General features: G+C 72.1%; 19 protein-coding genes. 12 read left to right on the forward strand and 7 right to left on the reverse strand.

The annotated features are described in order from the left end of the window. The first annotated feature begins 10 nt into the window (after positions 1-10). Positions 11-1234: an MFS transporter gene (locus ACQPZF_RS12180; RefSeq protein WP_433271357.1), complete on the forward strand. Its 1224-nt coding sequence runs from the start codon at positions 11-13 to the stop codon at positions 1232-1234. 252 nt (positions 1235-1486) lie between these two features. Beyond that, the gene (locus ACQPZF_RS12185; RefSeq protein WP_433271359.1) at positions 1487-2707 is read left to right on the forward strand and encodes a putative glycoside hydrolase family 15 protein; all 1221 of its coding nucleotides are present in this window, start codon (positions 1487-1489) and stop codon (positions 2705-2707) included. A 32-nt stretch (positions 2708-2739) separates the two neighbouring features. Here the strand turns inward: ACQPZF_RS12185 and ACQPZF_RS12190 are convergent, their stop codons facing one another. Further along, entirely contained in the window at positions 2740-4860 is a 2121-nt protein-coding gene (locus tag ACQPZF_RS12190; RefSeq protein WP_433271361.1) for a tetratricopeptide repeat protein, read from the reverse strand. After that, positions 4853-5674 (reverse strand): phosphatase PAP2 family protein, encoded by an 822-nt coding sequence (locus ACQPZF_RS12195; RefSeq protein ID WP_433271362.1) that lies wholly within the window; start codon positions 5672-5674, stop codon positions 4853-4855. The genes ACQPZF_RS12190 and ACQPZF_RS12195 overlap by 8 nt, the downstream gene beginning before the upstream one ends. 290 nt (positions 5675-5964) lie before the next feature. Here ACQPZF_RS12195 and ACQPZF_RS12200 point away from each other — a divergent pair, with 290 nt between their 5' ends. Next, positions 5965-7179: an alpha/beta hydrolase fold domain-containing protein gene (locus ACQPZF_RS12200; RefSeq protein ID WP_433271364.1), complete on the forward strand. Its 1215-nt coding sequence runs from the start codon at positions 5965-5967 to the stop codon at positions 7177-7179. Between the two features lie 141 nt (positions 7180-7320). Here ACQPZF_RS12200 and ACQPZF_RS12205 read toward each other — a convergent pair whose 3' ends face one another. Then, positions 7321-8703, reverse strand: coding sequence for a hypothetical protein (locus ACQPZF_RS12205; protein WP_433271366.1), 1383 nt, complete (start codon positions 8701-8703; stop codon positions 7321-7323). Continuing rightward, complete coding sequence (locus ACQPZF_RS12210) at positions 8700-9467, reverse strand: alpha/beta fold hydrolase (protein WP_433271368.1); 768 nt, start codon at positions 9465-9467, stop codon at positions 8700-8702. The genes ACQPZF_RS12205 and ACQPZF_RS12210 overlap by 4 nt, the downstream gene beginning before the upstream one ends. 296 nt (positions 9468-9763) lie before the next feature. Here ACQPZF_RS12210 and ACQPZF_RS12215 point away from each other — a divergent pair, with 296 nt between their 5' ends. The 6 genes from ACQPZF_RS12215 (at position 9764) to ACQPZF_RS12240 (ending at position 17797) form a co-directional block, all read left to right on the forward strand. Then, complete coding sequence (locus ACQPZF_RS12215) at positions 9764-10537, forward strand: alpha/beta fold hydrolase (RefSeq protein WP_433271370.1); 774 nt, start codon at positions 9764-9766, stop codon at positions 10535-10537. A 228-nt stretch (positions 10538-10765) separates the two neighbouring features. Next, positions 10766-11284 carry a hypothetical protein gene (locus tag ACQPZF_RS12220; protein WP_433271372.1) on the forward strand — a complete coding sequence of 173 codons (519 nt, stop codon included), beginning with the start codon at positions 10766-10768 and terminating at the stop codon, positions 11282-11284. Positions 11285-11780: 496 nt separating this feature from the next. Then, positions 11781-12806 (forward strand): hypothetical protein, encoded by a 1026-nt coding sequence (locus ACQPZF_RS12225; RefSeq protein WP_433271374.1) that lies wholly within the window; start codon positions 11781-11783, stop codon positions 12804-12806. Beyond that, entirely contained in the window at positions 12796-14457 is a 1662-nt protein-coding gene (locus tag ACQPZF_RS12230; RefSeq protein WP_433271376.1) for a polyprenyl synthetase family protein, read from the forward strand. The genes ACQPZF_RS12225 and ACQPZF_RS12230 overlap by 11 nt, the downstream gene beginning before the upstream one ends. Continuing rightward, the gene (locus ACQPZF_RS12235) at positions 14454-17219 is read left to right on the forward strand and encodes a hypothetical protein (RefSeq protein ID WP_433271378.1); all 2766 of its coding nucleotides are present in this window, start codon (positions 14454-14456) and stop codon (positions 17217-17219) included. The genes ACQPZF_RS12230 and ACQPZF_RS12235 overlap by 4 nt, the downstream gene beginning before the upstream one ends. Before the next feature lie 203 nt (positions 17220-17422). Then, positions 17423-17797: a hypothetical protein gene (locus ACQPZF_RS12240; protein WP_433271380.1), complete on the forward strand. Its 375-nt coding sequence runs from the start codon at positions 17423-17425 to the stop codon at positions 17795-17797. Between the two features lie 17 nt (positions 17798-17814). Here the strand turns inward: ACQPZF_RS12240 and ACQPZF_RS12245 are convergent, their stop codons facing one another. From ACQPZF_RS12245 to ACQPZF_RS12255, 3 genes are read right to left on the reverse strand one after another with little or no spacing between them, the layout of a single operon-like run. Continuing rightward, positions 17815-18576, reverse strand: coding sequence for an ABC transporter permease (locus ACQPZF_RS12245; protein ID WP_433271382.1), 762 nt, complete (start codon positions 18574-18576; stop codon positions 17815-17817). Next, the gene (locus tag ACQPZF_RS12250; protein WP_433271384.1) at positions 18573-19385 is read right to left on the reverse strand and encodes an ABC transporter ATP-binding protein; all 813 of its coding nucleotides are present in this window, start codon (positions 19383-19385) and stop codon (positions 18573-18575) included. The genes ACQPZF_RS12245 and ACQPZF_RS12250 overlap by 4 nt, the downstream gene beginning before the upstream one ends. After that, entirely contained in the window at positions 19382-19723 is a 342-nt protein-coding gene (locus ACQPZF_RS12255) for a DUF1048 domain-containing protein (protein ID WP_433271386.1), read from the reverse strand. The genes ACQPZF_RS12250 and ACQPZF_RS12255 overlap by 4 nt, the downstream gene beginning before the upstream one ends. Positions 19724-20056: 333 nt before the next feature. On the opposite strand from ACQPZF_RS12255, the gene ACQPZF_RS12260 reads away from it, so the two are divergent. The 3 genes from ACQPZF_RS12260 to ACQPZF_RS12270 all read left to right on the forward strand — a co-directional run bounded on the left by ACQPZF_RS12260 (position 20057) and on the right by ACQPZF_RS12270 (position 26001). Beyond that, complete coding sequence (locus ACQPZF_RS12260) at positions 20057-20422, forward strand: PadR family transcriptional regulator (protein WP_433271388.1); 366 nt, start codon at positions 20057-20059, stop codon at positions 20420-20422. Beyond that, positions 20419-21777: a permease prefix domain 1-containing protein gene (locus ACQPZF_RS12265; protein WP_433271390.1), complete on the forward strand. Its 1359-nt coding sequence runs from the start codon at positions 20419-20421 to the stop codon at positions 21775-21777. Before ACQPZF_RS12260 ends, ACQPZF_RS12265 begins: the two co-directional genes overlap by 4 nt. Positions 21778-21888: 111 nt before the next feature. Beyond that, positions 21889-26001, forward strand: a complete 4113-nt coding sequence (locus ACQPZF_RS12270; RefSeq protein WP_433271392.1) for a protein kinase domain-containing protein — start codon at positions 21889-21891, stop codon at positions 25999-26001. The last annotated feature ends 135 nt before the right edge of the window (positions 26002-26136 follow it).

The raw sequence follows: 26136 nt of genomic DNA on the forward strand, positions 1-26136 counted from the left end.
GTTCGTGCCCGTGATCCGCTTCGTGCCGCCGCTGCTGCGCAACCCGGCGTTCCGCTGGTACTTCGTGGCCCGGACGTCCTCCCACCTCGGCGACGGCCTGATCTCCATCGCGCTGCTGTTCGGCGCGTTGGGGCTCGGGGCGTCGCCGACCGGGGTGGGGCTCGTGCTGCTGGCCGGCCGGTTGCCGGTGGTCGTGTTCACGCTCGTCGGCGGGGTGGTGGGTGACCTCGTGTCGCGCCGCGCGGTCATGCTCGCCGCCGACGTCGTCCGGTGCGCCTCCCAGGGGTTGACGGCCGCCCTGCTGATCACCGGGACCGCGGCCCTGTGGCACTTGGCCGCGTTGCAGGCGGTGGCGGGTGCGGCCAACGCGTTCTTCGTCCCCGCCGCGGCGGGTCTGGTCGCCGATGTGGTGCCCGAGGGGCAACGCCGCCAGGCCAACGCTCTGGTCAACACCGCCCAGAACGCCGCGGCGCTCGTCGCCCCGGTGGTGTCGGCGGCACTGGTGGCCACGATCGGCGCGGGTGTGTCCTTCGCCGTGGACGCGATCACGTTCGCGGTCAGCGCTGCGGCGCTCGTCGCACTGCGAGTCCCGGACAGGTCGATGCCACGACGACCGGCGCTGCTCGACGCCCTGCGGCACGGGTGGCGTGACTTCCGTGCCCGGCCGTGGTTGCAGGCCACCACGGTCCAGGTCGCCGTCATCAACGGGGTGTGCATCTCCCCGTTCCTCGTGCTCGGCCCGATCATCGCCGACCAGCGGCTGGGCGGACCTCTGGCGTGGGCGTTCATCGGCAACGGCTACGCCGCCGGCGCGCTGCTGGGCAGCACCGTCGCCCTGCGCTGGCGACCGCGGCGTCCGCTCCGGGCAGCCGTCACCATTCCCGTTGCCTTGGCCCCGCTGCTGGTCCTGCTCGCCGCCGGCGCGCCGGTCCCGGTGCTCGCCGCGGCGGCCGTTCCCGCGGGGGTGCAGGCCGCCCTGTACGCAGTGCTCACCGACACCGCACGGCAGGTCCACGTGCCCGCCGACCTCGTCGGCCGCGCCACCGGCTTCTCCACCGTGGTCGGTCTGGCCGCCGCGCCCGTGGGCATGGCACTGGCCGGACCGGCGGCCGAGCGCGTCGGCACGGACGCCGTGCTGCTCATCGGCGCGCTGGTCGCCGTGGTGAGCGCGCCACTGGCACTCGCGGTGCGCTCCGTCCGGCAACTCCCGGCCGAGGCCGAACCCGGTCACTGACCTGCGTGGCGACGGCCCAGACCGACTTGCGCGGTTGTGAGATTTTTACGCGTTCTGTGAGCCCCGTTACTTGACTCGTCGGTAACCCAGGGCTGTACTCGTCGGTAACAAGAGTTTCCACGAATCGGACAACCCCCGCGGCGCTCCTACCGACGCCGCCCGGTGCGGCACTCGCACCTCACCTCCCCGTGACACCCGCGGCGCGATCCAACGCGGCCATTTCCGCTGGGCGCCGCACCGCAAGGAGTCCCCATGCGCTGGTTGAAGGCTGCCCCACTGCTCGTCGCCACCACGGTCGCCGCAACGACCCTGACCACGGCGCCCAACGCGCTCGCCACCACCGCCGGTCCACCGTCCGTCCGCTCGTTCTGGCTGCACCTCAACAGCACCCCCACGTCGGACGAGATGCTGCGCACCGAGGCCGAGCGGCGCAGCTACATCGTGCTCAACGCGTGGGAGGAGAACCTCATCCCCACGCTGAAGGACGCCAACCCGGCCGTCCAGGTGTTCGTCTACAAAGACCTCAGCTCGACCCGCAGCGAGGCGTGCCACGACGGCGTGGACGACCGGCATCTCCCCGCCGGCATCGGCTACTGCGCCGCCGACCGCAACCACCCGGAGTGGTTCCTGAAGGACGCCGACGGAAAGCGCTTCGAGTACAGCGGCTACTCCGGCCACTGGCAGATGGACGTCGGCAACACCGCGTACCAGAAGGCTTGGGCGGACAACGTCGTCTCCAGCAGCAAAGCCTCCGGCTTCGACGGTGTCTTCATGGACAACGCGCTGTTCCCGTGCGACGCCTACCACGAGGGTGTGTGCCCGGCGAAGTACCGCACCGACGAGGCCTTCCAGGACGCCTACAAGTCGATGCTGGCCAACACCCGCGGCGCGTTCACCTCAGCGGGTCTGAAGACCGTCGCCAACCTGTCCAACGCCCGCCTGCACGACGGCGCGTGGGACGCCTACACCGAGCACCTCGACGGCGGCTTCGACGAGTGGTGGCTCACCTTCGACGACACCAACCTCTTGTCGGAATACCCGATGGGCTGGAGCCGGCAGGTCGCCGAGATCGCCGCCAACGAGGCACGCGGCAAGCTCACCTGGGTACAGCCCCACTTCACGCCCGACGCCGACCAGCCGTTCCGCTACGCCCTCGCCAGCTACCTCATGGCGACCGGTGACAAGGCGGCGATCGCGGAACTCGCCCACACCGACCGCTACGACAACGCCTCACCGTGGCACCCGGAATACGACTGGAAGCTCGGCACGCCGTCCGGCGCGTACCGCTCGGTGGGCACCAACGTGTTCCGCCGCGACTTCGCCTGCGGCACCGTGGTGGTCAACGCCAACCGCACCGGCTCTGCCGCGGTGACGGTGCGGCTCGGCGGCTCGTATGCCGACGCCGAGGGCTCGTCCGTCACGTCGGTCTCGCTGCCGGGCACGTCCGGCGCGATCCTCCGGAAGTCCTGCTGACCCGGTCCGGTGTCGTTGTGCCGGCCGGAAGTTCACCGGGTTTCGGGGGTCGGAGCGCTGTCGCGCAGCAGAGTGATCGAGTGGCGGGTGTTCCGGACCTGTTGGTGGTCGGTGTCGAAGACCCGGAGCTGGTCTTCCAGCAGGGCTTCGAGTTCGTTCGCGGCGCGAGCCGGGCCGTGGGTCACCGCGCGGACGTGGGCGAAGCTGCCGCGCATGGCCAGCGTCTGTGGGTGGAACGGTCCGAGGACCGCGGTCTGGTCCTCGATGACCCGCTCCATCGCCGACGCCGCGCCGGTGGCGTCGCCCGACATGGACTGCCACAGCGCGCAGTGGCCGCGTGCGGCGAGGATCAGCGGGTTGTCCGGGCCGAGGGCCGGCCCGTGGTCTTCGAGCAGGGCGTCGAACTCCGCCACCGCACGCGCCGGCCCTTCGGTCAGACCGAGCCAGGTGGCGCGGTCGGTGCGCAGGAGGACCACTTGGAGGTCGTCGGGTTCGGCGGCGTGTCGCCACTGCGCGACGAGATCCTCGGAGACGGCCAGTGCTCCGACCACGTCACCGGTGCAGCCGCGCAGTCGGGCCAGCGCCGCACGGGTCGTCAAGGTGTCCGGGTGGTCGGCTCCGAACAGGCGCTGTCGAGTCGACAACAGCGATTCGTACTCCGCTTCGGCGGCCCGGACGTCGCCGATCTCCGCCCGCCACTGGGCGATCGCGAAGCGGATCGCCAGCGCGTACGGGTGCTCCGGCCCCAGGGTGTCGACGGCGATCGCCCGCAGTTCGGCGAGGTGGTCCAGGGCCGCGGCCGGTTGGCCGCTGGAGGCCAGCGAGTTCTCCGCGAACACCAGGACTGGGTGGGGTTCGGGCCGCCACAGGGCCCGGCCCGCCGCGCTGTGCAGTGCCGCGGTGTTGCGGCGCAGCACATTGGCGAGTCCGATGTCCCGCTCGACCGGCGGCCAGAGGGTCATCAGCGCGGTCGCCACGGTCTGGGGGAGTTCCGCCGCGACCGATGTCGTGTACCGGTCACGGGTCGCTCGTTGCACCAGCACGTGCACTCTCACTTCGGTGTGCGCGTCGTCCGGGGTGTGCGTCAACAGGTTGAGCTTGTGCAGGTTCCTCAGAGCCTGCCGCACGCGGTCCGCATCCGCGTCCAGCCGGGCCGCCACGGGCTCCGCCGTGAGAACGGCCTCCGGCGCGCCGTTGGGGTCGAGCAGCGCGAGCACGGCGAGCACCGCGCCGGCGAGCCCGACCGGCTCCGTGCGGTCCGCCTGCTCGACCGACAGCGACCAGACGGCGGCCACGGTGTGCTCCTGGTCGTCGGGCAGCATGTCCAGGTCTCGGGCCAAAGCCGCCAGCGTCCGCCGCCTGTCCCGCAGTTCCGCCAGGTACCACGCGCAGGTCTGCTCCTGCTCGACCACGACGGCCGCCGCCTGGGCGAGGGCGAGCGGCAGGTGCCCCAGTTCGGCGGCCAGCTCCGCGGCGCCTTCGGCGGCGTTCGGGGTGTCGGCGAGGCACGCCGTCACATAGGACTCGGACTCCTCCGGCGTGAAGGCGTCGACGTGCAGCACCCGCCGCCCCGCGCTGCGCAACGCCGCGTCCCGACGCCGTGTCGTCACCACCACCCGGCCGGTGGCGCTGCCCGGCGGCCACAACTTCACCAGGTCGCGCGGTGACCGGAGGTCGTCCAGCACGATCAGCCACCGCGCGGGAGTGGACGCCAGCCAGTCCAGCAGCTTGCGCGCGGCCACTTCCGGATCGCGGTCGTCGACGCCCGTCACCGCCGCCGCCCACCGCGCGTACTCCCAGACGAGTCCGCTCCGCGACGACGCGGTCAGCCACAGCACCAGCTCCGCGTCACCCGCGGCCCACACCCGCTCCGCGAGCCACACGGCCAACTGCGACTTCCCGATCCCGCCCATCCCCGACAGCACAACGGTGTGCGCCGCCCCCAACGCCTCGACCAACTCCGCGCCGACGCTGCGTTCCTGTAACGCCCCGGCCCGCGGCGGCCACGTCGAACGCCCCGGCAACGCCAGCGGCGCACGCGGTCGCTGGTGGAGGTGGACGCCGCCGTGCAGCTCCCCGACTTGGAGCAGCGTGCCGTGGACGTCGCCCCGCACGATGTTGACCGGGTTCCCACGCCCGCCGGACTCAGCCATCGCGGCCTCCGCGTCGAGTCGAGCCCACCATCCGGGCAAGCCAGCGGCCACCCCCGCACGGTGGCAGGTCGGGATGTTCGGCCGGTCGGGTTCTCAAGCGGTGGTGGAGGCGAGTCGCCCACCTGGTCAAGCCGATCGCGACCGCTACGAGGGCGACGCCGGCCAGGATGTCGAGGACGTAGTGGTGTCCGGTGACGAGGACGACGGACGCGGTGAGGAGGGGGTACAGCCAGGCCGCCCAGGCGGCTCGTGGAGCGCGGTTGCGCAGCGCCGACCACGCGGCGTAGGCGCACCAGGTCGTCCAGGCGACGTGCATGCTCGGCATCGCCGCCAACAGGTTCACGCCGGGACGGGGAATGCGTGACTGGGCTCCGTAGAGGATGTCGTAGGTGGCCATGTAGTCGACGATGCCGGGTTGGGCGAAACGTGGAGGAGCCTCCGGGAAGAGCCACACGAGCGGCAGGTCCAGCAGCATCGTCACCACCAGGACGGTTCGCAGGTTGCCGTAGCGCGGTCGTCGGGCGATGTAGAGCCAGATCAGGACGGCCGGCACGGCCAGCACGCTCAGGCGGTAGAAGTAGCCGGTCAGGTGGATCGCGACGGGGTGCGCCAGCATCGCGTGGTTGAGCGGCTGCTCGATCGCGATGTGGAGGAACCGCTCCAGGCGCTGGACGTGCAGGGCGTTGCTCGTCGCCGCCGGGTCGCCGCGGTCGACTGCCGCCCGGATCAGGCCGAACGCGAAGTACCAGGCGATCAGCAGCGGCACTTCGAGGCGCCACGTGGGCCGATTGTGCTTGCGGGGTAAGGACGGCACGCGCGGTGACGGTACGCGGGCTCCGCGGCCGGAGATCCGCTGGGTCGGGAGGCGTTCGACGCGCTGCCGCGGGCGCTCGACGTGCCCGGTGGCCGTATCCCCGGGCCGCTCGACGAGCGGTCCGCGTTGTGGCGGGCCGAACTCGCCCGCCGCGCGGTGCTCGTGGTCCTGGGCAGGTGACGCGGCTGTGGTCTGTGGTGCCACCCCACCCTCTGAACCACTCCGAATGCGCAATAACGTCGTGTGTTAACGGCAACACCACACCGGCCGCGATGCGCCACAATCCGGCCATGACCGACGAGGCGAGCGTCTCGGCCCTGCCGCAGGCGCCGGACGCGATCGAGCTGCGGCACCTGCGCGGGTTCGTCGCGGTGGCGCAGGAGCTGAACTTCGGCCGGGCGGCGGCGCGGCTCTACCTGTCCGCGCCCGCGTTGAGCCGGCAGGTCCGCACGCTGGAGCGGCTCGTCGGCTGCGACCTGCTGCGCCGGTCGACGCACCGGGTCGAGCTGACCACCGCGGGCGAGACGTTCCTGGACTGCGCCCGGAGCCTGCTGCGCGACCTCGACCGGGGCCTGTCGGTGACCAGGGCGGCCGGCGGCGAGTTCGCCGCGCGGATCGCCAGGTTCTGGGCGGTGGTGGGGGACACCGGTCCGGAGGCCGGCTTACAGGACCTGCGCGACACGTGCGAGGAGCTGCACGCGCGGTTCAGCCCGCCCCCGGAGGTCGGCGTCCGCCCGGTCAACACCGGCGGGGTGCCCTCGTTCCTGCTCTCACCGCGGCCCGACGCCCCGGTGCGGGTGCTCTACCTGCACGGCGGCGCGTACGTGACGGGTTCCGCGTTCGGGTACCGGGCTTTGGCGGGCGCCATCGCGGCGGCCGTCGACGGCCGCGTGGTGGTCCCCGAGTTCCGCCTCGCACCGGAGCACCCGTTCCCGGCCGCGCTGGAGGACGCCGTCCGCGCCTACACGTGGCTGCTCGACACCGGCGCCGATCCCCGCCAGGTGGTGGTGTCCGGCGACTCCTCCGGCGCCGGCCTGGCTCTCTCGCTCCTGCTGACCCTGCGCGAGCACGACCTGCCGCAGCCCGGCGGCGCGATGCTCCTGTGCCCGTCCGTGGACCTCACCTGCCGGGCTTTCCCGGAACCGGTCGAGGGAGCGCCGTCGTCCCGGCTCACCAGGGCGGAGGTGCGGCGGTTCGTCGACATGTACCTGGCCGGGCACCCGATCGACGACCCGGTGGTCAGCCCGCTGCTGGCCGACCTGAGCGGCCTGCCGCCGCTGCTGATCCAGGTGGGCCTGGGCGACCCGGTGCGCGACGAGGCCAGGAACCTCGCCGCCCACGCCCGCGCGCACGGCGTCGACGTCCGGCTGGAGGTCTACCCGACGAGCACGCACGTCTTCCAGGTCTTCTGGTCGTTCCTGCCCGAGGCCGCCGACGCGCTCGCGGGACTGGGCCGGTTCACCCGTGACCTTGCCGGGCGGGGGATTCGGCGCGGTTTGGCTTGATGCGGTGGTCTTCGGCGATGAGGGCTTGTGCAGAGGTCCTGGAGTCCCGCAGCAGGCCGACCGCCCCGCTGCGCGCGCGCGGCGTCCGGGTGCCCCGGACATCCGCGATCCGGTCGGCTGTGTCTCTTCGTCGGTCATCGCTCAGGCCGTCCGCTTGACCGTGCCGACGTGGTCTCGTAGCCGGTGCCGCAGCCACGTCCACGGCGCCGGGCCGGGTTGGGCGCCGGCCGCCGGGAGTGCCGCCGCTCGTTCGTGGAAACGGGCGTTGGAGGCGAAGTCGAGTGGGAACGCGGACCGGTCGACGCCGCAGTAGGCGCCGTGCCGTGCGCGCTCCAGGACCCGGTCCCAGTCCTCGATCGTGGCCAGTCCGGCCGAGCGGGTGCCGTGTGAGAACAGGCCGAGGTGGATCTCGTCGAACGGCGCTGTGCGGCGGAGGTAGTCGTCCAGCATGTCGCGGGCGGGCAGGGTGGAGAACACCGTCCAGTACGGCACGAGGCCGCGGGCCGGTGGGAGGTGCGCGTCGATCAGCGCGAAGCTGCCGACCAGCAACCGGTCGGCAGGCACGCCCTGTTCGGCGTACCAGGCGCGGTACGCCTCGGCGACCGGTTCGCTCAGCGCCTGCGCGCTGGGGAATTCGAGCCGTTCCAGCAGCCAGTTCTCCGCCGTGGACAGGCGCGCCAGATCGGGGACGAGCGTCGGGTCGAAGCCCCACTCGGCTTCCGGGCTCCGCGAGTCGGGCTCGGGGCTGTCCCAGGCCCGCACCGGTGAGCCGTACCCGGCGAGGAACCGGGCGATCCGCGGGCCGCCGCGCGCGTACTCCTCCGGGGTCGCTCCGCCCACGGCGCCGTGCTGGAAGACCTGCCGCGGGCCCGTGGTCGTGGTCGGCCAGTGTTCGGTGCAGTCGGAGATCAGGACCGTGCCGCCCGGCGCCAGGCACTCCCGCAGGAAGTCGACGTAGGCCGGGGGGAGCCGCTGGTACTTGAACCGGAAGTAGGCCATGTGGCGGATCATCAGCCGGTCCTGGTTGGCGTCGTGCATGTGGTGGACCGCTATGCCCGGGTTCGCCTCCGCGAAGGCGGCGCGCTCCTCGGCCAAGGCGGTCATCGACGTGCGCGGCTCGTCGGGGTCGATGCCGTGCCGGCGGACCGGGACCAGGAACGTCTGAGGCAGCCAGGGCACGCCGGCCAGCGCGGCCAGGTGCACCAGCGCCCCGGAGGAGGAGCCGATCACCACTGCCGGGTAACGCCGGCGCGGGTAGTGCCCGACCGCCCAGCGTGCGATCGCGTCGCTGTCCACGTCGCGCAACCGGCGCTGCCGCACCGCCTCCGACCAGCCGGACCAGGTGTAGAGCGCCTCACGGAGGCGGACCGGCAGCCGGTTGACCGCCGGTAGCACCAGCCCCGCGGCGCGGGCGGCGGGCCCGAGTCCCAACACCGGGCTGCCGGCGCCGTGCAGGTGCCGGCCCAGCACCCGGAGGAAGGTCGAGGCGGAGTCGAACGACGCGACCGCGCGTTGGGGCCTCATCGCCCGGCCCCCGCGTCGGCGAGTTCCCGGATCGGCTCGCTCCACGCCTCGGGATCGAGCCACAGGAACGTGTGCGGTCCCGGCATGTCCACCATGCGCCCGTCGTCGGCCAGCTCGGCGAGCCGACGCGCCCAGCGCGCGGTGCACAGCTCGTCCTGTTCACCGCGCAGCACCAGCACGGGACAGGCCAGGTTAGGCACGACGTCTTCGAGGCGGTCGCGCAGGAGCGCCCGGACCAGGCGGACGATCTGGCGGAGGCCGGCACGACGCCACTCGGGGCGGTGGGTCCTGTTCAGGCCGGGGGTCGGGATTCGCAGGTCGCGTCGCCAGTAGTAGAGCGCGCGGGGGACGGACCGCGCCTTCGGATCGACCGTCGGGGCGGCCAGCACCACCGCGGCCACCCGGTCTGGCCGGGCGAGCGCGGCGCGGGCGGCGACCTGGGTGCCGCTGGAGTGCCCGGTGAGGATGACCGGAGGCAGGTCGGCGGCGTCCAGCCAGTCGCACACCGCTTCGGCGTGGCCCGCCACGTCCAGCCTGTGCGGTGTGTCGTCGCTGCCGGCCAGACCGGGCAGGTCGACCAGGTGCGCCCGGGTCCAGGACAGCGCGGCCAAGGCGGGCAACTGGTAGCTGGACACGGCCATGCCCATCACGGCGACGACCGGTGGCGCGTCCTGCCGGCGGCCCAGGAGGCGGCTGCGGATGCGGCCGTGGCGGGTGTCGGTGAACCGGACGAGGTACTCGGCGGGGAGCGCGGGCGGCGTCATGCGTCGACGTCAACGCGCTTCGGTGGTCACGCACGGGCGGACTCCGCCGGCCGGTTCCCCGGCGGCACCGCGGTGGAGCTTCGCCTGCTCCGGCATGACGACCACCTCCGGCACCCGGCTACCTCATTCTCCGGCGGCCAAACCTCCGATCGGCCGGACGGGTGACCGTGCTCGCAGGCGTGAGGGCTCGGAGGCCGGTTCCCGCGGTGTCCGACTTTCCGAGGCGTGGTTGGGGGCGGTGGTCGGGGGTATGCCGACGCCATGCGGACCAGCGATCCAGTAGTGAGGCGCACGGCATGAAGGTCCGGGAGGCCGCGGAGTTCACCGAAGCCGCCGGCACCCGGGTGCACGCCGCGGTTCTCGGCCCGGCGGGCGCGCCCGATGTGGTGTGCGTGCCGGGGCTGGGGTGTTCGCACCGCTACTTCCTGCCGTTGGCACGGCGACTCGCGTCCGAGGCCCGGGTGGCGGCCGTCGACCTGCCGGGTTTCGGTCGCACGCGGGGTCCTCGGGAGCCGTTGGACGTGCGGGGGCTGTCGCGGGCGCTCGCCGACTGGTTGCGGGCGACCGGACGGGGTGGCGCGTTGTTGATCGCGAATTCCGCCGGCTGCCAGGTGGTGGTGGACCTGGCCGTGCATTCTCCGGACCTGCTCGGCCCGGTCCTGCTCAACGGTCCCACGATGGACCGGCACGCCCGTTCGCCGCTGCGGCAGCTCGGACGGCTCCTGGTCGACGGCCCGCGGGAGCGTCCGACGCTGGGCCTGGTGCTGGCGAGGGACTACGTCGACGCCGGGCCGCGGCGGGTCCTCGGGACGTTCCGGCACCTGCTGGCCGATCCGATCGAGCGCAAGCTGCACCACCTGCGCACGCCGACCGTGGTGGTCCGGGGCGACCGGGATCCGGTCGTGCCGCGGTCGTGGGCCCGGGAGGTCGTGGCGCTGCTGCCGGACGGCCGGTTCGCCGAGGTGCCCGGCGCGGGGCACACCCTGAACTACTCCGCGCCCGCCGAACTGGCCGGGATCGCGCTCGCGCTGCTCGCGGAGTGGAGGAGCGGGCACCGCCGCGAGAGTTGAACCGGTGCCCGACCGCGCTGCCCGGCCGAGCCGATCCCCGACTCCCACGGCCGTCCGAGCCGCGCGGAGTTCGCCGATCAGGGGGGTGATGGTGGCTCGGCCGTGTGTAACGCGGAGCCATTCCTTGTCGGGCCGGTCGGCGGCGCGGCATCGTGCCGTTGTCGGGGGCGAACGGAGGTACTGATCGTGGGACCGCGTGTCGTATCCAGGGGCCGGCGAAGCCCGGTCGTGCGGGTGTTGGCGGTGGTGGCCGTGACCTTCTTCCTGGTCGCCGTCCAGGCCGGGGCCGCTCCGGCGGCCACCGGGCCGGGCCAGGGCCGGGAGAACTCCGAGGAGCGGAAGGACCAGTACTACATCGCCGAGTTCATCCAGCAGAACTTCCAACTGCGGACCTTCCACAGCCCCGGCCAGTTCAAGAACCACCACGAGGCGAGCAACTGGGGCGCGAGCTGCGTGCAGGAGCACCCCGGCAGCCGCCCGCACGGCAGGCAGCGCAATGGACCGAATCCCGAAGGCGGTCGCTGCGGGCAGGGCGGCGGCAGCGCCAACACCGCCTACGGGTACGGCATCATGGAACTCAACGTGCCCCGTCCCGTCGGCCTGATCCTCCGCACCCCCACGGCGGTCTCGGCGAAGGAAGGCAAGGCGTGGGTCAGCCGGTGCGTCAACACCCACCCGGAGCCCGACTACCGCTTCGTCAGCTCCACCGCCTCGGCGACCCCGAGGGGCACACCCACCGATTGCTGATCCGGGTAGTCCACCGTCGGAAGCGCCGGACCGGTGCTCCCGACGGTGCGCCCACCGGCGCGCGGTACACACGCCCAGGTGATGTTCGGCGGTTTCCTTGTACCGAAGCGGTGATGCCGGCGTGGTGGTGGGTCCGCGAGCCGTACCGTGGCGCGCCATGGGGCATTGCGACCTGATCGGCTCGCGCCGGGCGGAGCGCCCGACTCGTCGTGGGCGGCTTGGTGATCCGACTCTCCGAGGAGTGCGGATTCCGTTCACGATGACGAGCGCGTGTCGGTGAACCGGGTGGGCCGCACCCGGTACGGGGGCCGTGCCACTCGATAGATGGTCATTGCTCGCGCCGGCTCGGCTCGGTGCGCTATTGCTTGCTTGCCCCAGTGCGTGGCCGTCACCGCGGACGAATCCGCTGCCGGGCAAGGGTTTCCCGCTCCGCTCGGTGTGCCGGGCGATGCCGGGACGGATTCGGCTGCCGCGGTGGTCCTAAGAGGAGCGTTGGATGCTTGGCGTGCGAGGGCCTTTTCCCGAGGCGGAGTTGTGCCATCCGCTCGATCGGCAGTGGTTGCACTACGCGTTCCTGTCTTCGACCAGTGCGCACGCGGTGATCTCGAACCTGTCGGTGCTCGGCCCGGAGCCGCCGGCGGACGGGTCGGCCGCCCGGTGGGCGCCGCAGCGGATGGCCATCCTCCTGCTGCACGACCCGGTGCACGGTTGGTCGTCCACCCAGTTCAACGCGGTCGCGCCCGATACGGCGTGGTCGGCGTTCCGGCTGCCGCACCCGCACGGGTCGCCCGGCGCGTTCCCGGTCGCCGCCGCCGCGGGGAGGCCGGCGGTCGACCTCCGGCTGTCCCGCACCAGCAGGCCGTGCACGTCCCAGTGCGCCCCGTTCGGGCACGACCAGTTCCTGCGGTGGCAGTCCGAGCCCGGCGTGCGCGGCTCGGGAACGCTGCGGTCACCGCACGGTGACGTCCGGTGCGAGCTGCTGGGGTACCACGAACGCGTCCGCGGTCGGTGGAGCTGGCCGGTGCTGGGCGGCTGGGTCTTCGGTTTCGCCAACGCGCCGTCCGACGACGCGGCGAACCCGCCGCCGTGGTCGGTGGTGTTCACCCTGATCCAGCCGCAATACCCGCACGACGCCGCCACCGGCTCGGTGATGCTGTGGCGGGACGGCCGGATGGTGCGGCACTTCCCCCGCCGCCGGCTGGAGGTCGCGGTGCACGGCGAACTCGACCGGGACCGGGTGGTGCTGGTCCCGCCGCTGGCGTCCACCCTGGCCACCCCGCCCGCCCCGCCGGTGCCCAGCCGGTTGCTGATCACCGCGGGGCTGGGCGACGACCGGCTCGTGCTCGACTTCCGGCCCACCACGGCCGCCCGGATCGCCAACCCGTCGGAGACCAGCCTGAAGCCGTTCAGCGTGCACGAGCTGCTCGGCGCCTGCGCGATCGCGGGCGTGGTCTCCGGCCGCAGGTTCGGCTTCGAAACGCAAGGCATCGTCGAGTTCGCCGGAGACGCCCGTGACGACTGAGACCGCGCCGTACACCGGTGCGCGGCTGCTGACCGAGACCGTGGCCGCGCTGTCGGAACGCGCGCCCGCCATCGTCGCCGCCGCCGCCGAGGAGCTGCGGGAGACCCGACTGGGATTGCACTTCCACGACGGCAGCCGGGCGACCATGACGGCCCGCTACAGCCGCCTGCTGGTCGAACCCGACCTGGTCGGCGAGCCGGACGTCGAGGTGGTCTTCGACGACCGGGCGATGAACCTCGTCTTCGACGCCCAGCGTCCCCCGGTGGAGCAGGTGTTGCCGCAGAGCCTGGACGTGCGCGGGCCGCGTGACCGGGTCCTGGCGGTGTGGCGCGCGTTCGTGCTGCTGTCCCAACGCGCCTCGGGCCTGCGGTTCGTGCAGCAGCTTTGGCGCGACTACCGCGACCAGGCGCCCCGGCTGTGGGGCGCGGCCACCGGCGGCTCGGCGCCGCGGGTCTCCCCGCACGGCGACGTGCCGACCGGCTGGCACGCCGTCGACTTCCTCGCCAACCGCCAACCGCTCGAACCGGGCGACCGGACGACCATCGGCGGCACCGCGAGCGCCGCGCCCAGGCTGCTCTGGGACGGCCGCCGCAGCACCGGCTGGTGGGAGGCGCGGCCGGTCGGCGACGCCGACCTGGTGCAGACCATGCGGGCCTGCCGCGCGCGGACCAACCAGGAGATCGACCGGCTGCTGCCGGACCGCGAGCCGAAAGCGGACCTGTACGACCTGATGCGGTCCTACCCGACCCGCCAGGGCAAGGGCCTGCGCCCGACGCTGGTGTTCGCCGCCTGCGCCGCGTTCGGCGAGAAACCCGAGAACGCGGTGCGGGCCGCCGCCGCGCTCGAACTGTTCCACAACGGCTTCCTGGTGCACGACGACATCGCCGACGAGTCGACCCACCGCCGCGGCCTGCCCACGATGAACACCGAGTTCGGCAACGGGCTGGCGGTCAACACCGGTGACGGGCTCAACCTGCTCGCGGTGGACGCCGTGCTGGCCAACCTGGAGACGCTCGGGCTGGCCCGGACGCTGGGGCTCATCCAGGAGGCCATGCACATGTGCCGGGAGTCCATCGAGGGCCAGGCGATGGAGCTGGGGTGGATCCACCACCGCGTGGTGCCGCCCCGGGACGAGGACTACTTCACCATGAGCACCAAGAAGACCGGCTGGTACACCTGCATCAGCCCGTGCCGGATGGGCGCGGTGTGCGCCGGCGTCACCGACCCCGGTGTGCTGGGCCGCTTCGACGAGGCGTTCCGGCTGATCGGGATCGCCTTCCAGATCCAGGACGACATCCTCAACCTCGTCGGCGACGAAGCGCTCTACGGCAAGGAAGCACTGGGCGACCTGCTGGAGGGCAAGCGCACCGTGATGCTGATCCACCTGTTCCGCCACGCGGACGACCGCGAGCGGCAACGGCTCGGTGCGCTCCTGCACCAGCGGCGGGCCGACAAGTCCCAGGCCAACGCCGAAGAGCTGCTCGCCGCCATGCGGCGGCACGGCTCCATCGAGTACGCCACCGAACTCGCCGACCGGCTGGCCGCCGAAGGCATCGCCCGGTTCGAGCGCGACCTGGCCATCATCCCGGAGAACGAAGGAAAAGCAGTGCTGCGACAGATCGCCCACTACGTCACCACCCGGCCGCTATGACCGACCGCCTCGACGACTCCGCCCTCGGCGAAGGCGACCGGGCCGCGCTGCGCTTCGTGGGAAGGATCAACGCCCGGCTGCGCGAGGTGCTGTGCACCCTGGCCCGCCGCGGCGTCGCGATCCGGCAGGACGAGCCGCGGCGCGCCCGGCAGATCCTCGACGCGCTGGCGCCCTGGCCGTTCTACAAGGGCGGCCAGGTCCTGTTCGACCTGCTCGAATGGGAGGACTTCATGGTCGACGGCGAGCCGCCGCCGGTCCTGTCCCGCGCCGAACTCGGCGCCCTGCTGGCCCTGCCGGTGCGCTGGGTGGACACCGCGGTCGCCGCGGTCGACACCCACGCGGCCGGCCCGTTCCGGCAGATCGGTGGCATCCCGCACGTCCGGTGGATGGCAGCCACCGCCCAGTCGACCCTGCACGAGGTGGTACGCGGCCTCACCGAGGTGCTCACCCCACCGCCGGGCTCACCGGACGCCGGCGGGGGTGTCGCAGACACCGACGGGGATGCGGCCGATGTCAGCGGAAGTGTCGCCGACGAGGCGCTGCCGCCCCTGGAGAGCGGCTTCTACCTCTACGAAGACGTCGTGCTAGGCCTGTTCGACCTCATCGGCGCGCGCCTGCCACGCCCGGTCGAACCCGAAGACCCGACCCAGTCCCCGGAGGAACCCGACCAGGAAGACGAACACGACACCGAAGGAAGTTCGATGACCACGAGCCAGCAAACCGCAGCGACCGGGACCGCCCTCTCGACCGAGGTCTTCCCGATCGAGGAGACGTTCCGCGTCACCCGGGTCGACGACCTCGAACACGAGTGGGCGTTGCACGGCGACGCCACCCTCGTCGGGGACGACGGCCTGCAACTGACACCCAGGGCCACGGACAAGGCGGGCACGGCGTTGCTGAACGTCCCGTTCCCGTCCGCGTCCGGTGTCTCCATCGAGTTCGACTTCTCCAGCGCAGGCGGCAACGGCGACGGCTTCGCCGTCTACCTCATCGACGGCGCCTACGACACCGATGTCGGCGGCTACGGTGCCGGCCTCGGGTACGGCCGCGGCCCCTACGGCAAGAGCAACGGCGTCACGAAGGGCTGGCTCGGCCTGGGCTTCGACAAATGGGGCAACTTCTCCCGCGTCTGGGCCGGCCCCACCGCCGAGGACGTGCGCAAGCCGAACCGGATCGTGCTGCGTGGCTCCGGTGACCGCGCCGGCGGGTTCGGCTACATCGACGGTGTCGCCGCCCCCGGTGGCTTGAACGCGGTCTGGGCAGACCGGGCGCACGTCCAGGTGGTGATCGTCGACGCCGTGCTGACCGTGCACGTGACCCGTGGCGACACGACCACGACCGTGTTCGACGGGGTCGACCTCAAGCTGGCGCAGGGCCAGGCCGCGATGCCGGGGACGTTCAAGCTCGGCCTGTCCGCGAGCACCGGCCAGGAGATCTCCCGCCACTGCCTGCGGAACCTCGTCATCGCACTGCCCGCCGCGATGCCGGTGACCGTCGACGGGGCGGCCGAGGCCCCGGCCGGCAGCCGGATCAGCTTCACCGTCACCGTCCGCAACGACGGGCCGAACGACGTCCCCGACGCCGTGGTGACCGGCACCCTCAGCCCAGCGCTGTCGGACGTGAGCATCGACGTCTCGCAGACCGGCGGCGGCGCGTCCTCCACAGGTCCGGGCAGCGCCGACAACGGCACGTTCCGGCAGCCGCTCCACCTGCCGGTCGGCGGCACCGCGACGATCACCGTCACCGGCGACGTCGACCGCGAGGCCACCGGCAAGGCCACGTGCGCGGCGACGATCGAGTCGGCGACGCACCGCAACACCTCGCCGGACAACTCCGACTCGCACGACACGCGGTTGACCGAGTACATCCCGAAGGACGACCTGCGGGTGTGCCAGCACGCGGCGGTCTCGGTCGCGCCGGGCGCCGAGGGGCACATCGCCTTCAGCGTCGAGAACCCGGACAACAACCCGGTCGACCTGGCGAACGCCGAACTGGTCTTCGACGCGCCGACCGGGTTCGAGTGGACCGGCACGATCACGTTCACCTACTACAACGCCGGCGGCCAGAGCCAGGGGAGCGGGGGTACGACGCTGACGCCCACCCTGGAGAACGGCAACAGGAGGCTGCGGCTGACCGGGCTCCAGCAGTTCCAGGCGAACCAGGGCTACGTGCTCACCTATGCCCTGGGCATCCGGGCGAAGGCGGACGCCCAGCCCGGCCGGCACACCGACGGCAAGGCCGTCCTCGCCGACTCGCGTCCGCTGCGCCTGACCGCGACCGTGCAGGGCACCGCGCAGCCGCAGACGTTCGCCAACAACGACACCGCGCTGCCCGTCGTCCAACCGGCCCTGCTGGAGACCAAGCAGGGCGAGACCGGGTTCATGGCCGTCACCATCGGCTTCAACCAGGGCACCGGTCAGGACCTGAACAGCATCGACCAGGTGTTCCGCGCCCCGTCCGGGTTCCGCTGGAGCGGTTTCGTCTCGTACTCCTACTACAGCGGCGGCCAGAACACCCAGGGCAGCCAAGGCGACATCCAGCACCGGATCACCGACAACGGCACCGTCCTGAAGATCACCGGGATGCCCGCGCTGCAAGCGTCCCAGGGCTTGTACCTGACCTACGTCCTCGGCCTCACCGCGGGCGACGACGCCGCGACCGGTCTGCACGGCGACGGCGAGGCGAAGATCGGCACCGCCCGCCCGCTCGCCTTGCACGCCGAGGTGTTGGACAAGAACGAACCTGCCCGCTGCAACCGCTGAGCCGACACCCGGTGCGGGCCCGACCCGGGTCCGCGCCGGGGTGTGGTGGCTTCGGTGGTCCACATGCGACAGTCGCCTCCTGCTGCGACACTGCGGACGCGCTCACCTGAAACAGGAGTGCCACGCCCTCCACCGCCTACCTGAACCGGCTCACCGCGCCCGACGGCACGGTCATCGCCAGGTCGGTCACGTTCGGCCAGGACATGTGGCACTGGGGCAGCAAGGTCTTCAACCACGAGACCGGGCACGCGCTCGGCCTGCCGGACCTGTACGGCTACCAGGGCGACCTCCACCGGTTCGCCGGCGGCTGGGACCTGATGGGCCGCTACACCGACACGCTCGTCCCCGTCTCGGTGCGCGGCGGTCGCAAGGGCGTGGTGATCCGAACCAGCCCGACCACCGTGCTGGTCAAGGACGCGCGGCCGGGCTCAGGCGGCTGCGAAGGCCACGAACTGAACGACGCGCCGTTCGACGTGGGCAGCCGATTCCGCGACGCCGCGAGCAACACCACGATCGACGTGATCGGCCGGTCCGGCGACGACTACCGGATCAACATCGCGTTCGGCGTGGCGCCGTAGCCGACCGCGATCCGCAGTCAGGCGATTTTGCGGCGGTAAGTGATCGTGGCGAGGATGTACGTCAAGACGAGGAGACCGACACACCAGCCGAGGGCGATCCAGATGTCGGAGTCGACCGGCTGCTCGGTGAACAGGTCGCGGATGGCGTTGACGATGGACGTCACCGGCTGGTGTTCGGCGAAGGCGCGCACCGGGCCGGGCATGGTGTCGGTGGGCACGAATGCCGAGCTGATGAACGGCAGGAAGATGAGCGGGTAGGAGAACGCGCTCGCGCCGTCCACCGATTTCGCGGTGAGGCCCGGGATGACGGCGAGCCACGTCAACGCCAGGGTGAACAGGATCAGGATGCCGGCGACCGCGAGCCAGGCCAGCACTCCCGCCCCCGAGCGGAAACCCATCAGGAGGGCGACGAGCACGACGACCACGAGCGAGATCAGGTTCGCGATCAGCGAGGTCAGCACGTGCGCCCACAGCACGGACGACCGCGCGATCGGCATGGACTGGAACCGCTCGAAAATGCCGCTCTTGGTGTCCAGGAAGAGCCGGAACGCGGTGTAGGAGATACCGGAAGCGACCGTGATGAGCAGGATGCCCGGCAGCAGGTAGTTGACGTAAGAATCCGACCCTGCTTTTATCGCGCCGCCGAACACGTAGACGAACAACAGCATGAAGGCGACCGGCATGATCGAGGTCGTGATGATGGTGTCCACGCTGCGCGTGATGTGGCGCAGGGATCGTCCGAGCAGGACTGCGGTGTCGCTGAAGCGGTGCTTGGTCATCGTTGTTCCCCACTGGTCGTGCCGACGCGGGCATCGCCGCTGTCGCCGTGCTTGCCCCGGGTGCCGACGAGCGTCAGAAATACGTCTTCGAGGGTCGGCTGCTTCTCGACGTATTCGACCTTGGCCGGCGGAAGCAGCTTCTTCAGCTCGGCAAGGGTGCCGTTCACGATGATCCGACCCTCGTGGAGGATCGCGATCCGGTCGGCGAGTTGTTCGGCCTCGTCCAGGTACTGCGTCGTGAGCAGCACCGTCGTGCCCTGGCCGGCGAGCTCCTTGACGGCCTGCCACACCTCGATGCGCGCCTCGGGGTCGAGCCCGGTCGTCGGCTCGTCCAGGAAGATGACCGGCGGATTCCCGACCAGGCTCATCGCGATGTCGAGGCGGCGGCGCATGCCACCCGAGTACGTCGACACCTTCCGCGCGCCGGCGTCGGTCAGCGAGAACCGGGCGAGCAGGTCGTCCGCGATTTTGCCCGGATTCTTCAGGTGGCGCAGCCGGGCGACCAGCACGAGGTTCTCCCGGCCGCTGAGAATTTCGTCGACGGCCGCGAACTGCCCTGTGAGGCTGATGGACTCCCGCACCTCCGCAGCCTGCGTGGCGACGTCGAAGCCGTGCACACCGGCCGTTCCCGCGTCGGCTTTGAGCAGCGTGGAGAGGATTTTCACCACCGTGGTCTTGCCCGCCCCGTTCGAGCCGAGCAGGGCGAAAATACTGCCCCGCGCCACATCGAAGTCGACGCCGCGCAGCACCTCCAACTTTTTGTACGACTTCTTCAGACCCTGTACCCGGATCACCTGCTGTGCCGTCATGAGTGACTGTCCCCGTCCTGTTCTTCGGCGCGCTTGATGGCGCTGGTCAGCCGTTCCCGCTCGCGGGCGACCCAACCGCCCTTCGAGTAGTTCTGGAGGAACACCTCGGCAAAATCCACGGGGTCCTCTCCGACGATCTCGCGGATCGCGGTTCCGTCCGCCGCGGCCCGTTCGAACAGATCGGCCAGGTCCTCGTACATCGAGGCCGCGGTGTCGCCGTCGGCCGGCCCGAAGTGCATCAGGTACCGTTCCAGCGCATCGACCGCCGTGCGATAGTTCGAAGGAAGTTGCCGGGTGCGCGCCTTGTACGCCCGCCATCGCCGCTTGTCGCCGATCACCTTCGCGGTGATATCCGAGATTCCCATGGTCATCCGCCTCCTTGGCGAAGCTTTTCGTGTCGTTCCGCCAGAAAGCCCCACGGACGCCGGAACTCCAGCTACCTAGTGCCACTGACTACCGGTAGATAGTAGCACTGAATAGTGGCGGCGCAAGCCCCCCGTGACCTGCCCTGCCCGGTTCGCGCTCGACCTCCGCACTGCTCACGGCGACCACGATCCACCGCTGCCCTGACGCCGCACAGCCACGGCCCTGACACCGCTCCTGACGCGCTGTCGGCGCTGCGCTAGCCTTACCTAGCAGTTCTATGCATCGCACATCTAGGTGGAGGCCGCGTGAAAGTCGCCAAGGATCTTGTTGCCGCGTCCGCGACGCCGATGGTGCTCGGCATCCTGGCCGAAGCGGACAGTTACGGGTACGCCATCCTCAGGCGGATCAACGAGCTGTCCGGCGGGCAGCTCGACTGGACCGAGGGCCTGCTCTACCCGTTGCTGCACCGGCTGGAGCGCCTCGGGCACGTGGAGTCGAGCTGGCAGTCGGTCGCCGGGGAGCGGCGGCGCAAGTACTACCGCATCACGCGCACCGGCCTGGCCGAGTTGGCCGAGCAGCGACGCCAGTGGGACACGGTCGTGGCCGCGCTCAAGGAGGTCTGGCACGACTCCAGACCGGTCGTCGCCGATCCGTTGGGAGGCCTCGCATGACCGGCGGTGAGGACGAGCTGGAGGCCCAGTTCGCCCAGTGGCGGCAGTACGCGCAGCGCCGCAAGGAGTTGCGGCAGTCCGACGCCGACGAGCTCGAAGACCACCTGCGGGGCTCGGTGGACGAACTCGTGGCCGCGGGACTGCACGCCGACGAGGCGTTCCTCGTCGCCGTCAAGCGGATGGGCAGCCTGGACGACCTGGCCCGCGAGTTCGCGCGCGAGCACTCCGAACGGCTGTGGAAGCAACTGGTGCTGAGCGACACCGCGGTGTCGGACGGCAAGCGGCGGCGTGACGTGCTCGCCTTGGTGATCTGCGCGGTAGGCGCGGCGTTGTCCATCAAGGCGCCGGAGCTGTTCGGTCTGTCCATTGAGGACGATGGCGCCTTCTACGCGCCCAACCTCGGCCTGCTGGCGCTGCCGTGGCTGGCGGCGTTCCTGGCGTGGCGTCGCCGGGCCACCAGGGCGGTGGTCGGTGTGCTGCTGGGGCTGTTCGCGCTCGGGGCCGTGGCCGCCAACGCCTACCCGCTCGCGGACGACTCGCAGTCGGTGGTCGTGACGAGCGTCCACCTGCCCATCGCGCTGTGGTTCGCGGTCGGGTTGGCGTACGTGTCGGACGACGTGCGCTCGCCGCGGCGGCGCATGGACTTCATCCGCTTCACCGGCGAGTGGTTCGTCTACTACGTCCTGATCGCCCTCGGCGGCGGCGTGCTGACCGCCTTCACGTTCGGGACGTTCGAGGCCATCGGCATCTCCCCGGAGCACTTCGTCTCGCGCTGGCTGCTGCCGTGCGGAGCCGCGGCGGCGGTCGTGGTGGCGGGGTGGCTGGTCGAGGCGAAGCAGAGCGTCGTGGAGAACATCGCGCCGGTGCTCACCCGCCTGTTCACCCCGCTGTTCACGGTGGCGCTGCTGGCGTTCCTCGTCGCGGTCGTGGTGACCAGCGCCGGCATCGACGTCGAGCGGGAAGCGCTGATCCTGTTCGACCTCCTGCTGGTCGTGGTGCTGGGCCTGCTGCTGTACTCGATCTCGGCCCGCGACCCGCTGGCCCCGCCGAGGCCGTTCGACCGGCTCCAACTCGCCCTCGTGGTCGCCGCACTGGCCATCGACGTGCTGGTGCTGCTGGAGATCACCGGTCGCATCACCGAGTTCGGCACCACGCCGAACAAGGCGGCGGCCCTGGGGGAGAACGTCATCCTGCTGGCCAACCTGGCCTGGTCGGCGTGGCTGCTGCTGGGCCTCGTCCGTCGTCGCACGCCGTTCGCGGCCCTCGAACGCTGGCAGACCAACTACCTCCCGGTGTACGCGGCGTGGGCGTGGATCGTGGTCCTGCTCTTCCCCCCGTTGTTCGGCTACCTCTGATCGATCGGCCGCTGCCCGCCGAGTCCCGGAAACTTCCACCGGATTCGGCGAACCCGGGCACGGCACGGGCCCGACCCGCTTCACTACTCCCGCACGGCACGGAGGTGGGACATGGCGGAGCGGTTCGGGCCGTATCGGGTCGGGGAGTTGCTCGGCCGTGGCGGTATGGGGGTGGTGCACCGGGCTCACGACACCGTCAGCGGTCGCACGGTAGCGCTCAAACGGTTGTTGACCGCGGACGCGGAGTACGAGGCGCGGTTCCGGCGTGAGTCGCGGGTCGCCGCCGCGCTCACTCACCCGCACGTGGTCCCGGTGCACGCCTACGGCGAGATCGACGGCACGTTGTACCTGGACATGATGCTCGTCGACGGCGTGGACCTGCACCGCCTGCTGGCCGACGGCACCACGCCGGACGTCCTGCTCGGCCTCCTCGGCCAGGTCGCCGAGGCTCTCGACGCCGCGCACGCGGCCGGCCTCGTGCACCGGGATGTCAAGCCGTCCAACATTCTGGTGGACCGGTCCGGCCACGCGTACCTGGCCGACTTCGGCATCGCCCGCCCGGTGTCGGCGGCGGCTACGGCGATCACCCGTTCCGGCCGGTTCATCGGCTCGCTGGACTACCTCGCGCCGGAGCGCCTCGGCGGCGAGGCGGACGGCCGCGCGGACGTGTACTCGCTCGCCTGCGTGCTGTTCGAGGGGCTGACCGGCAAGCTGCCGTTCGGTGGGGCCGAGCCCGCCGCGAAGCTGGCCGCGCACCTGCTGGAGCCGCCACCCGCCCCGTCGCGGTTCGACCGGCGCATCGGTCCTGCCCTGGACGCGGTGGTGGCCCGCGGCCTGGCGAAGGAGCCCGGCCACCGCTACCCGACGGCGTCCGCGCTGATCTCGGCCGCCGCCGACGCGGTCCGGGTGAACGGGACCGCGACGGTGGCCGCGGGCACCGCCGACCAGGAGCGGTTCATCGAGGCGATCATCCGCTCGGCCGCCGGCACGACCGTCCTCGCGCCGGGCGCGGGCTGCCCGTACCCGGGCCTGCGCGGGTTCACCACCGACGAGGCGGGCTGGTTCCACGGCCGGGCGCACGTGGTCACCGACCTGCTGGTGCGCCTGGCCGACCAGGTCGTCCACCCGGAGCCGACGATCGTGGTGGGCGCGTCGGGCGCGGGCAAGTCGTCGCTGCTGCGCGCGGGACTGCTGCCCGCGGCGGCCGACTGGCCGCAGGTCGTGCTGACGCCCGGTGCGGACCCGGTCGGCGCGCTGGCCGCCGCCGTGGCCGGCGTGACCGGCGCCGAACCCGCCGCGCTCGCCCGGCGGATCCGCGCCGGGCGGCTCGGGCTGACCGAGCGGGTGCTGATCGTGGTGGACCAGTTCGAGGAGCTGTTCGCCCACGACATCGGCGAACCCGACCGCGCCGCCTGCGCGGCGGCCCTGGCGGACGCGGGCCTGGGACTGGTGGTGCTGGCCGTGCGCGCGGACTTCGTGGAGCACTGCATCGGCCTGCCGCCGCTGCGCCGCGCCCTGGCCCGCTCGGTGATCCTGGGACCGCTCAGCGTGGACGAACTGGGGCAGGCGATCACCGCGCCCGCCGCGGCGGTGGGCGCGTCCGTCGAGCCGGGGCTGCCCGCCCGGCTGATCGCCGACCTCGGCGGGCCCGACTACGACCCGGGCGCGCTGCCCCGCCTGGCGCACGCGTTGCGGGAAACCTGGCACCACCGCCAGGGCGACACCCTCACGCTCGCGGCCTACCTGTCCACGGGCGGGATCGACGGCGCCGTCGCGCGCACCGCCGAGCAGGTCTACGCCCGGCTGTCGCCCGCCGACCAGCAGGTCCTGCGCACGACGGTCCTGCGCATGGTGAGTGTGCACGACGGCGGCAACGTCACCCGCCGACGCGCGGTGGTGCCGCCGAGCCCCGTGCTCGACCGGCTGGTCGCGGCCCGGCTGGTCACCGTCGACCGGGACGGGGCCCAGCTCAGCCACGAGGCGCTGCTGACCGCGTGGCCCCGGCTGCGGGCCTGGGTCGACGAGGACCGCGACGCCCTGCTGACCCGACGCCGGCTCGCGGACGCCACCCGGCGGTGGGCCGACGCGGGCCGCCACCCCGGAGACCTGCCGCGCGGGCCACGCCTGGCGGCGACCCTGGCGTGGGCCGACTCGCACGCCGACCTCACCGCCGTGGAACGGGACTACGTCGACGCGATCCGCCGGGCGCGCAGGCGGTCCCGGACGGGTCGCGTGGCCACCGCCGCCGGGGCCGCCGTGCTGGTGGTGGTGGTCGTCATCGCCGCGACCATGGCCGTGCTGGCGCGTGGCGAGTCGGCGCAGCGGCTGTCCCGGCAGCGGGCCACCGAGTCGCTGACCACCGTCGACCCGATCCAGGCGATGCGCGACGCCCTGCGCGCCCAGGACGCCCACCCGACCCCGGAGGCGCGTTCGGCACTGCTCTCGGCGCTGACCCGGACCGCACCGCTGACGTTCACCGAAGAGGACCACCCGGCTTTCTCGGGCGGGCTGACGGTCGACGTCGACCCGGCCGGACGCCGTGTCGCGGTGGGAGGCTGGCGCGGCGAGTTTCTGGTCTGGGACGTGGTGGAACGCAAAGCCCTGCTCGCCACCGAGGACGGCTCCGGGGAGGATGTCGACGCCGTCCGGTTCTCCAGGGACGGCACCCGGATCGCGGTCTCCGGCGGCGACACCACCGTGTGGGACATCGGGTCCGGGACGGTGGTGCACACCGTCGAGGGCGGGAACGCGGCGGACTGGAGTCCTGACGGGACACTGGCGGTCGCCGTGTCGGGCGGGCTGGAGCTGTGGCGCGGAGGCGTCCGGGTCCGGTCGGGGTTCGGGCTCGGGACGTGGATCAGCGACCTGCGGTTCCGCCCGGACGGGCGGCGGCTGGCCGTCGGACGCCAGGACGGCGGCGTCGAGCTGTGGGATCCGGCGGGGGAGCGGGTCGCCCTGCGCACCGAGCACGGCGACGCGCTGCCGGGCTCCTCCAACCTGGTCCGCCTCGGTTACGCCGCCTCGTTCCTGGTGTCCACCCGGACCGACGAGACCGTGCGGCTCTGGCACCCCGACACGGCCGAGCCGCTCGCCGAACTCGCGCCCGGCCGTGGCGGAATGGCCCTGCTCGGCGCCGGCGAGCGGGTGTTGACCGCCAACCTCGCCGAACTGTCCGCCCGGTCGCCCGTCACCGGCGAGGTCACCGCCGAGTACGCGGGCAATCGCGACCCGATCTTCGCGCTGGCCTCGGCGGGCGGCACCGTCGCCGCCGCTACGACGCGGGAGACCGTGGTCGTGTGGCGGGCGAACCCGCACCGCTTCGACGGGCTGCTCGGACCCGCCAAGGGCGTGGGTGTCGAACCCGCCGACGGCACGACGTGGGTCGCGGACGACCGCCGCGTGGTGCGCGTCCGGGACGGCGAGCCGGTCGCGGGCGTGGACGTCCGGATCGGCCCGCGCGGGCACCGTGCGGTGGTCCACGCGCTGCCCCGGGTCGAGGGGATCACGGTCACCGGCCCGGACGGCGCGGAGCGGACGGTGCCGTTGCCACCGGGCAGCGACGTCCGCGCCTTCGCGGTGTCGGGGGACCTGATCGCGGTCTCCCTGCGCCCCGAGGGGAGGAAAAGCGAGGAGGTGCGGGTCTGGGCACTCGACACCTTCGCGGAACGCGGGCACTTCGAGGTGCCGTACCCGTTGCGCGACTTGGCGTTCTCGCCGGACGGCGAGTGGCTGGCCGCGGTGGTGGTCGGCGATGTCAGCGTGTGGTCGCAGGTCTGGGACACCGGGTCGTTCACCCGGCAGGAAGGCAGAGTCGAGGACAAGGGAAGCACCTTCGCCCTCGGCTTCCACGGCGATTCGCTCGTCGTCGCGGCGGGCGGGACCGCCAAGTTCACCGACCCGGCCACCGGACGCGTCGAGCGGGAGATCGCGGTGGGCGCCGACGTGACCGCGCTGGCCTTCGCCCCCGACGGCGAGACCCTGGCCACCGCCTCCGCCGACCGGCCCGACGTGCGCCTGTGGGACGTGGGGACCGGCGAGCAACTGGCCGCCGTCCAGGGCCACCGGTCGCCACCGACCCGGCTGGCCTTCACCGCCGACGGGCTGGTGAGCGCCGGTGACGAGGTGCTGCGGCTGCCGACCGACGCGGCTGCGGCTGTCGCCCGGCTGTGCGCGCTGCTGGCCGAACACCCCGGGGCGGACACCGCCGACACCGGATGCGGGTGACACCACGGGGTCCGGTTGACGGCGTGCCGATGGGACGAACGGGTGTACCTATCGCAACGGTGCTCCATACCTATAGCTGACGGCTGCGGTACGGGTTGATATGCCGTGCATATTCGTTGTCCAGCCGGACTCGGC

The sequence above is a fragment of the Actinosynnema sp. CS-041913 genome, from assembly GCF_050942485.1.
Classification (GTDB): domain Bacteria; phylum Actinomycetota; class Actinomycetes; order Mycobacteriales; family Pseudonocardiaceae; genus Actinosynnema.

Coding starts and splice junctions, on each gene's coding strand:
- ACQPZF_RS12205 (WP_433271366.1), bottom strand. CDS start 8,703: ATGAGGCCCCAACGCGCGGTCGCGTCGTTCGACTCCGCCTCGACCTTC.
- ACQPZF_RS12185 (WP_433271359.1), top strand. CDS start 1,487: ATGCGCTGGTTGAAGGCTGCCCCACTGCTCGTCGCCACCACGGTCGCC.
- ACQPZF_RS12235 (WP_433271378.1), top strand. CDS start 14,454: ATGACCGACCGCCTCGACGACTCCGCCCTCGGCGAAGGCGACCGGGCC.
- ACQPZF_RS12265 (WP_433271390.1), top strand. CDS start 20,419: ATGACCGGCGGTGAGGACGAGCTGGAGGCCCAGTTCGCCCAGTGGCGG.
- ACQPZF_RS12215 (WP_433271370.1), top strand. CDS start 9,764: ATGAAGGTCCGGGAGGCCGCGGAGTTCACCGAAGCCGCCGGCACCCGG.
- ACQPZF_RS12200 (WP_433271364.1), top strand. CDS start 5,965: ATGACCGACGAGGCGAGCGTCTCGGCCCTGCCGCAGGCGCCGGACGCG.
- ACQPZF_RS12245 (WP_433271382.1), bottom strand. CDS start 18,576: ATGACCAAGCACCGCTTCAGCGACACCGCAGTCCTGCTCGGACGATCC.
- ACQPZF_RS12210 (WP_433271368.1), bottom strand. CDS start 9,467: ATGACGCCGCCCGCGCTCCCCGCCGAGTACCTCGTCCGGTTCACCGAC.
- ACQPZF_RS12190 (WP_433271361.1), bottom strand. CDS start 4,860: ATGGCTGAGTCCGGCGGGCGTGGGAACCCGGTCAACATCGTGCGGGGC.
- ACQPZF_RS12225 (WP_433271374.1), top strand. CDS start 11,781: ATGCTTGGCGTGCGAGGGCCTTTTCCCGAGGCGGAGTTGTGCCATCCG.
- ACQPZF_RS12240 (WP_433271380.1), top strand. CDS start 17,423: ATGTGGCACTGGGGCAGCAAGGTCTTCAACCACGAGACCGGGCACGCG.
- ACQPZF_RS12250 (WP_433271384.1), bottom strand. CDS start 19,385: ATGACGGCACAGCAGGTGATCCGGGTACAGGGTCTGAAGAAGTCGTAC.
- ACQPZF_RS12270 (WP_433271392.1), top strand. CDS start 21,889: ATGGCGGAGCGGTTCGGGCCGTATCGGGTCGGGGAGTTGCTCGGCCGT.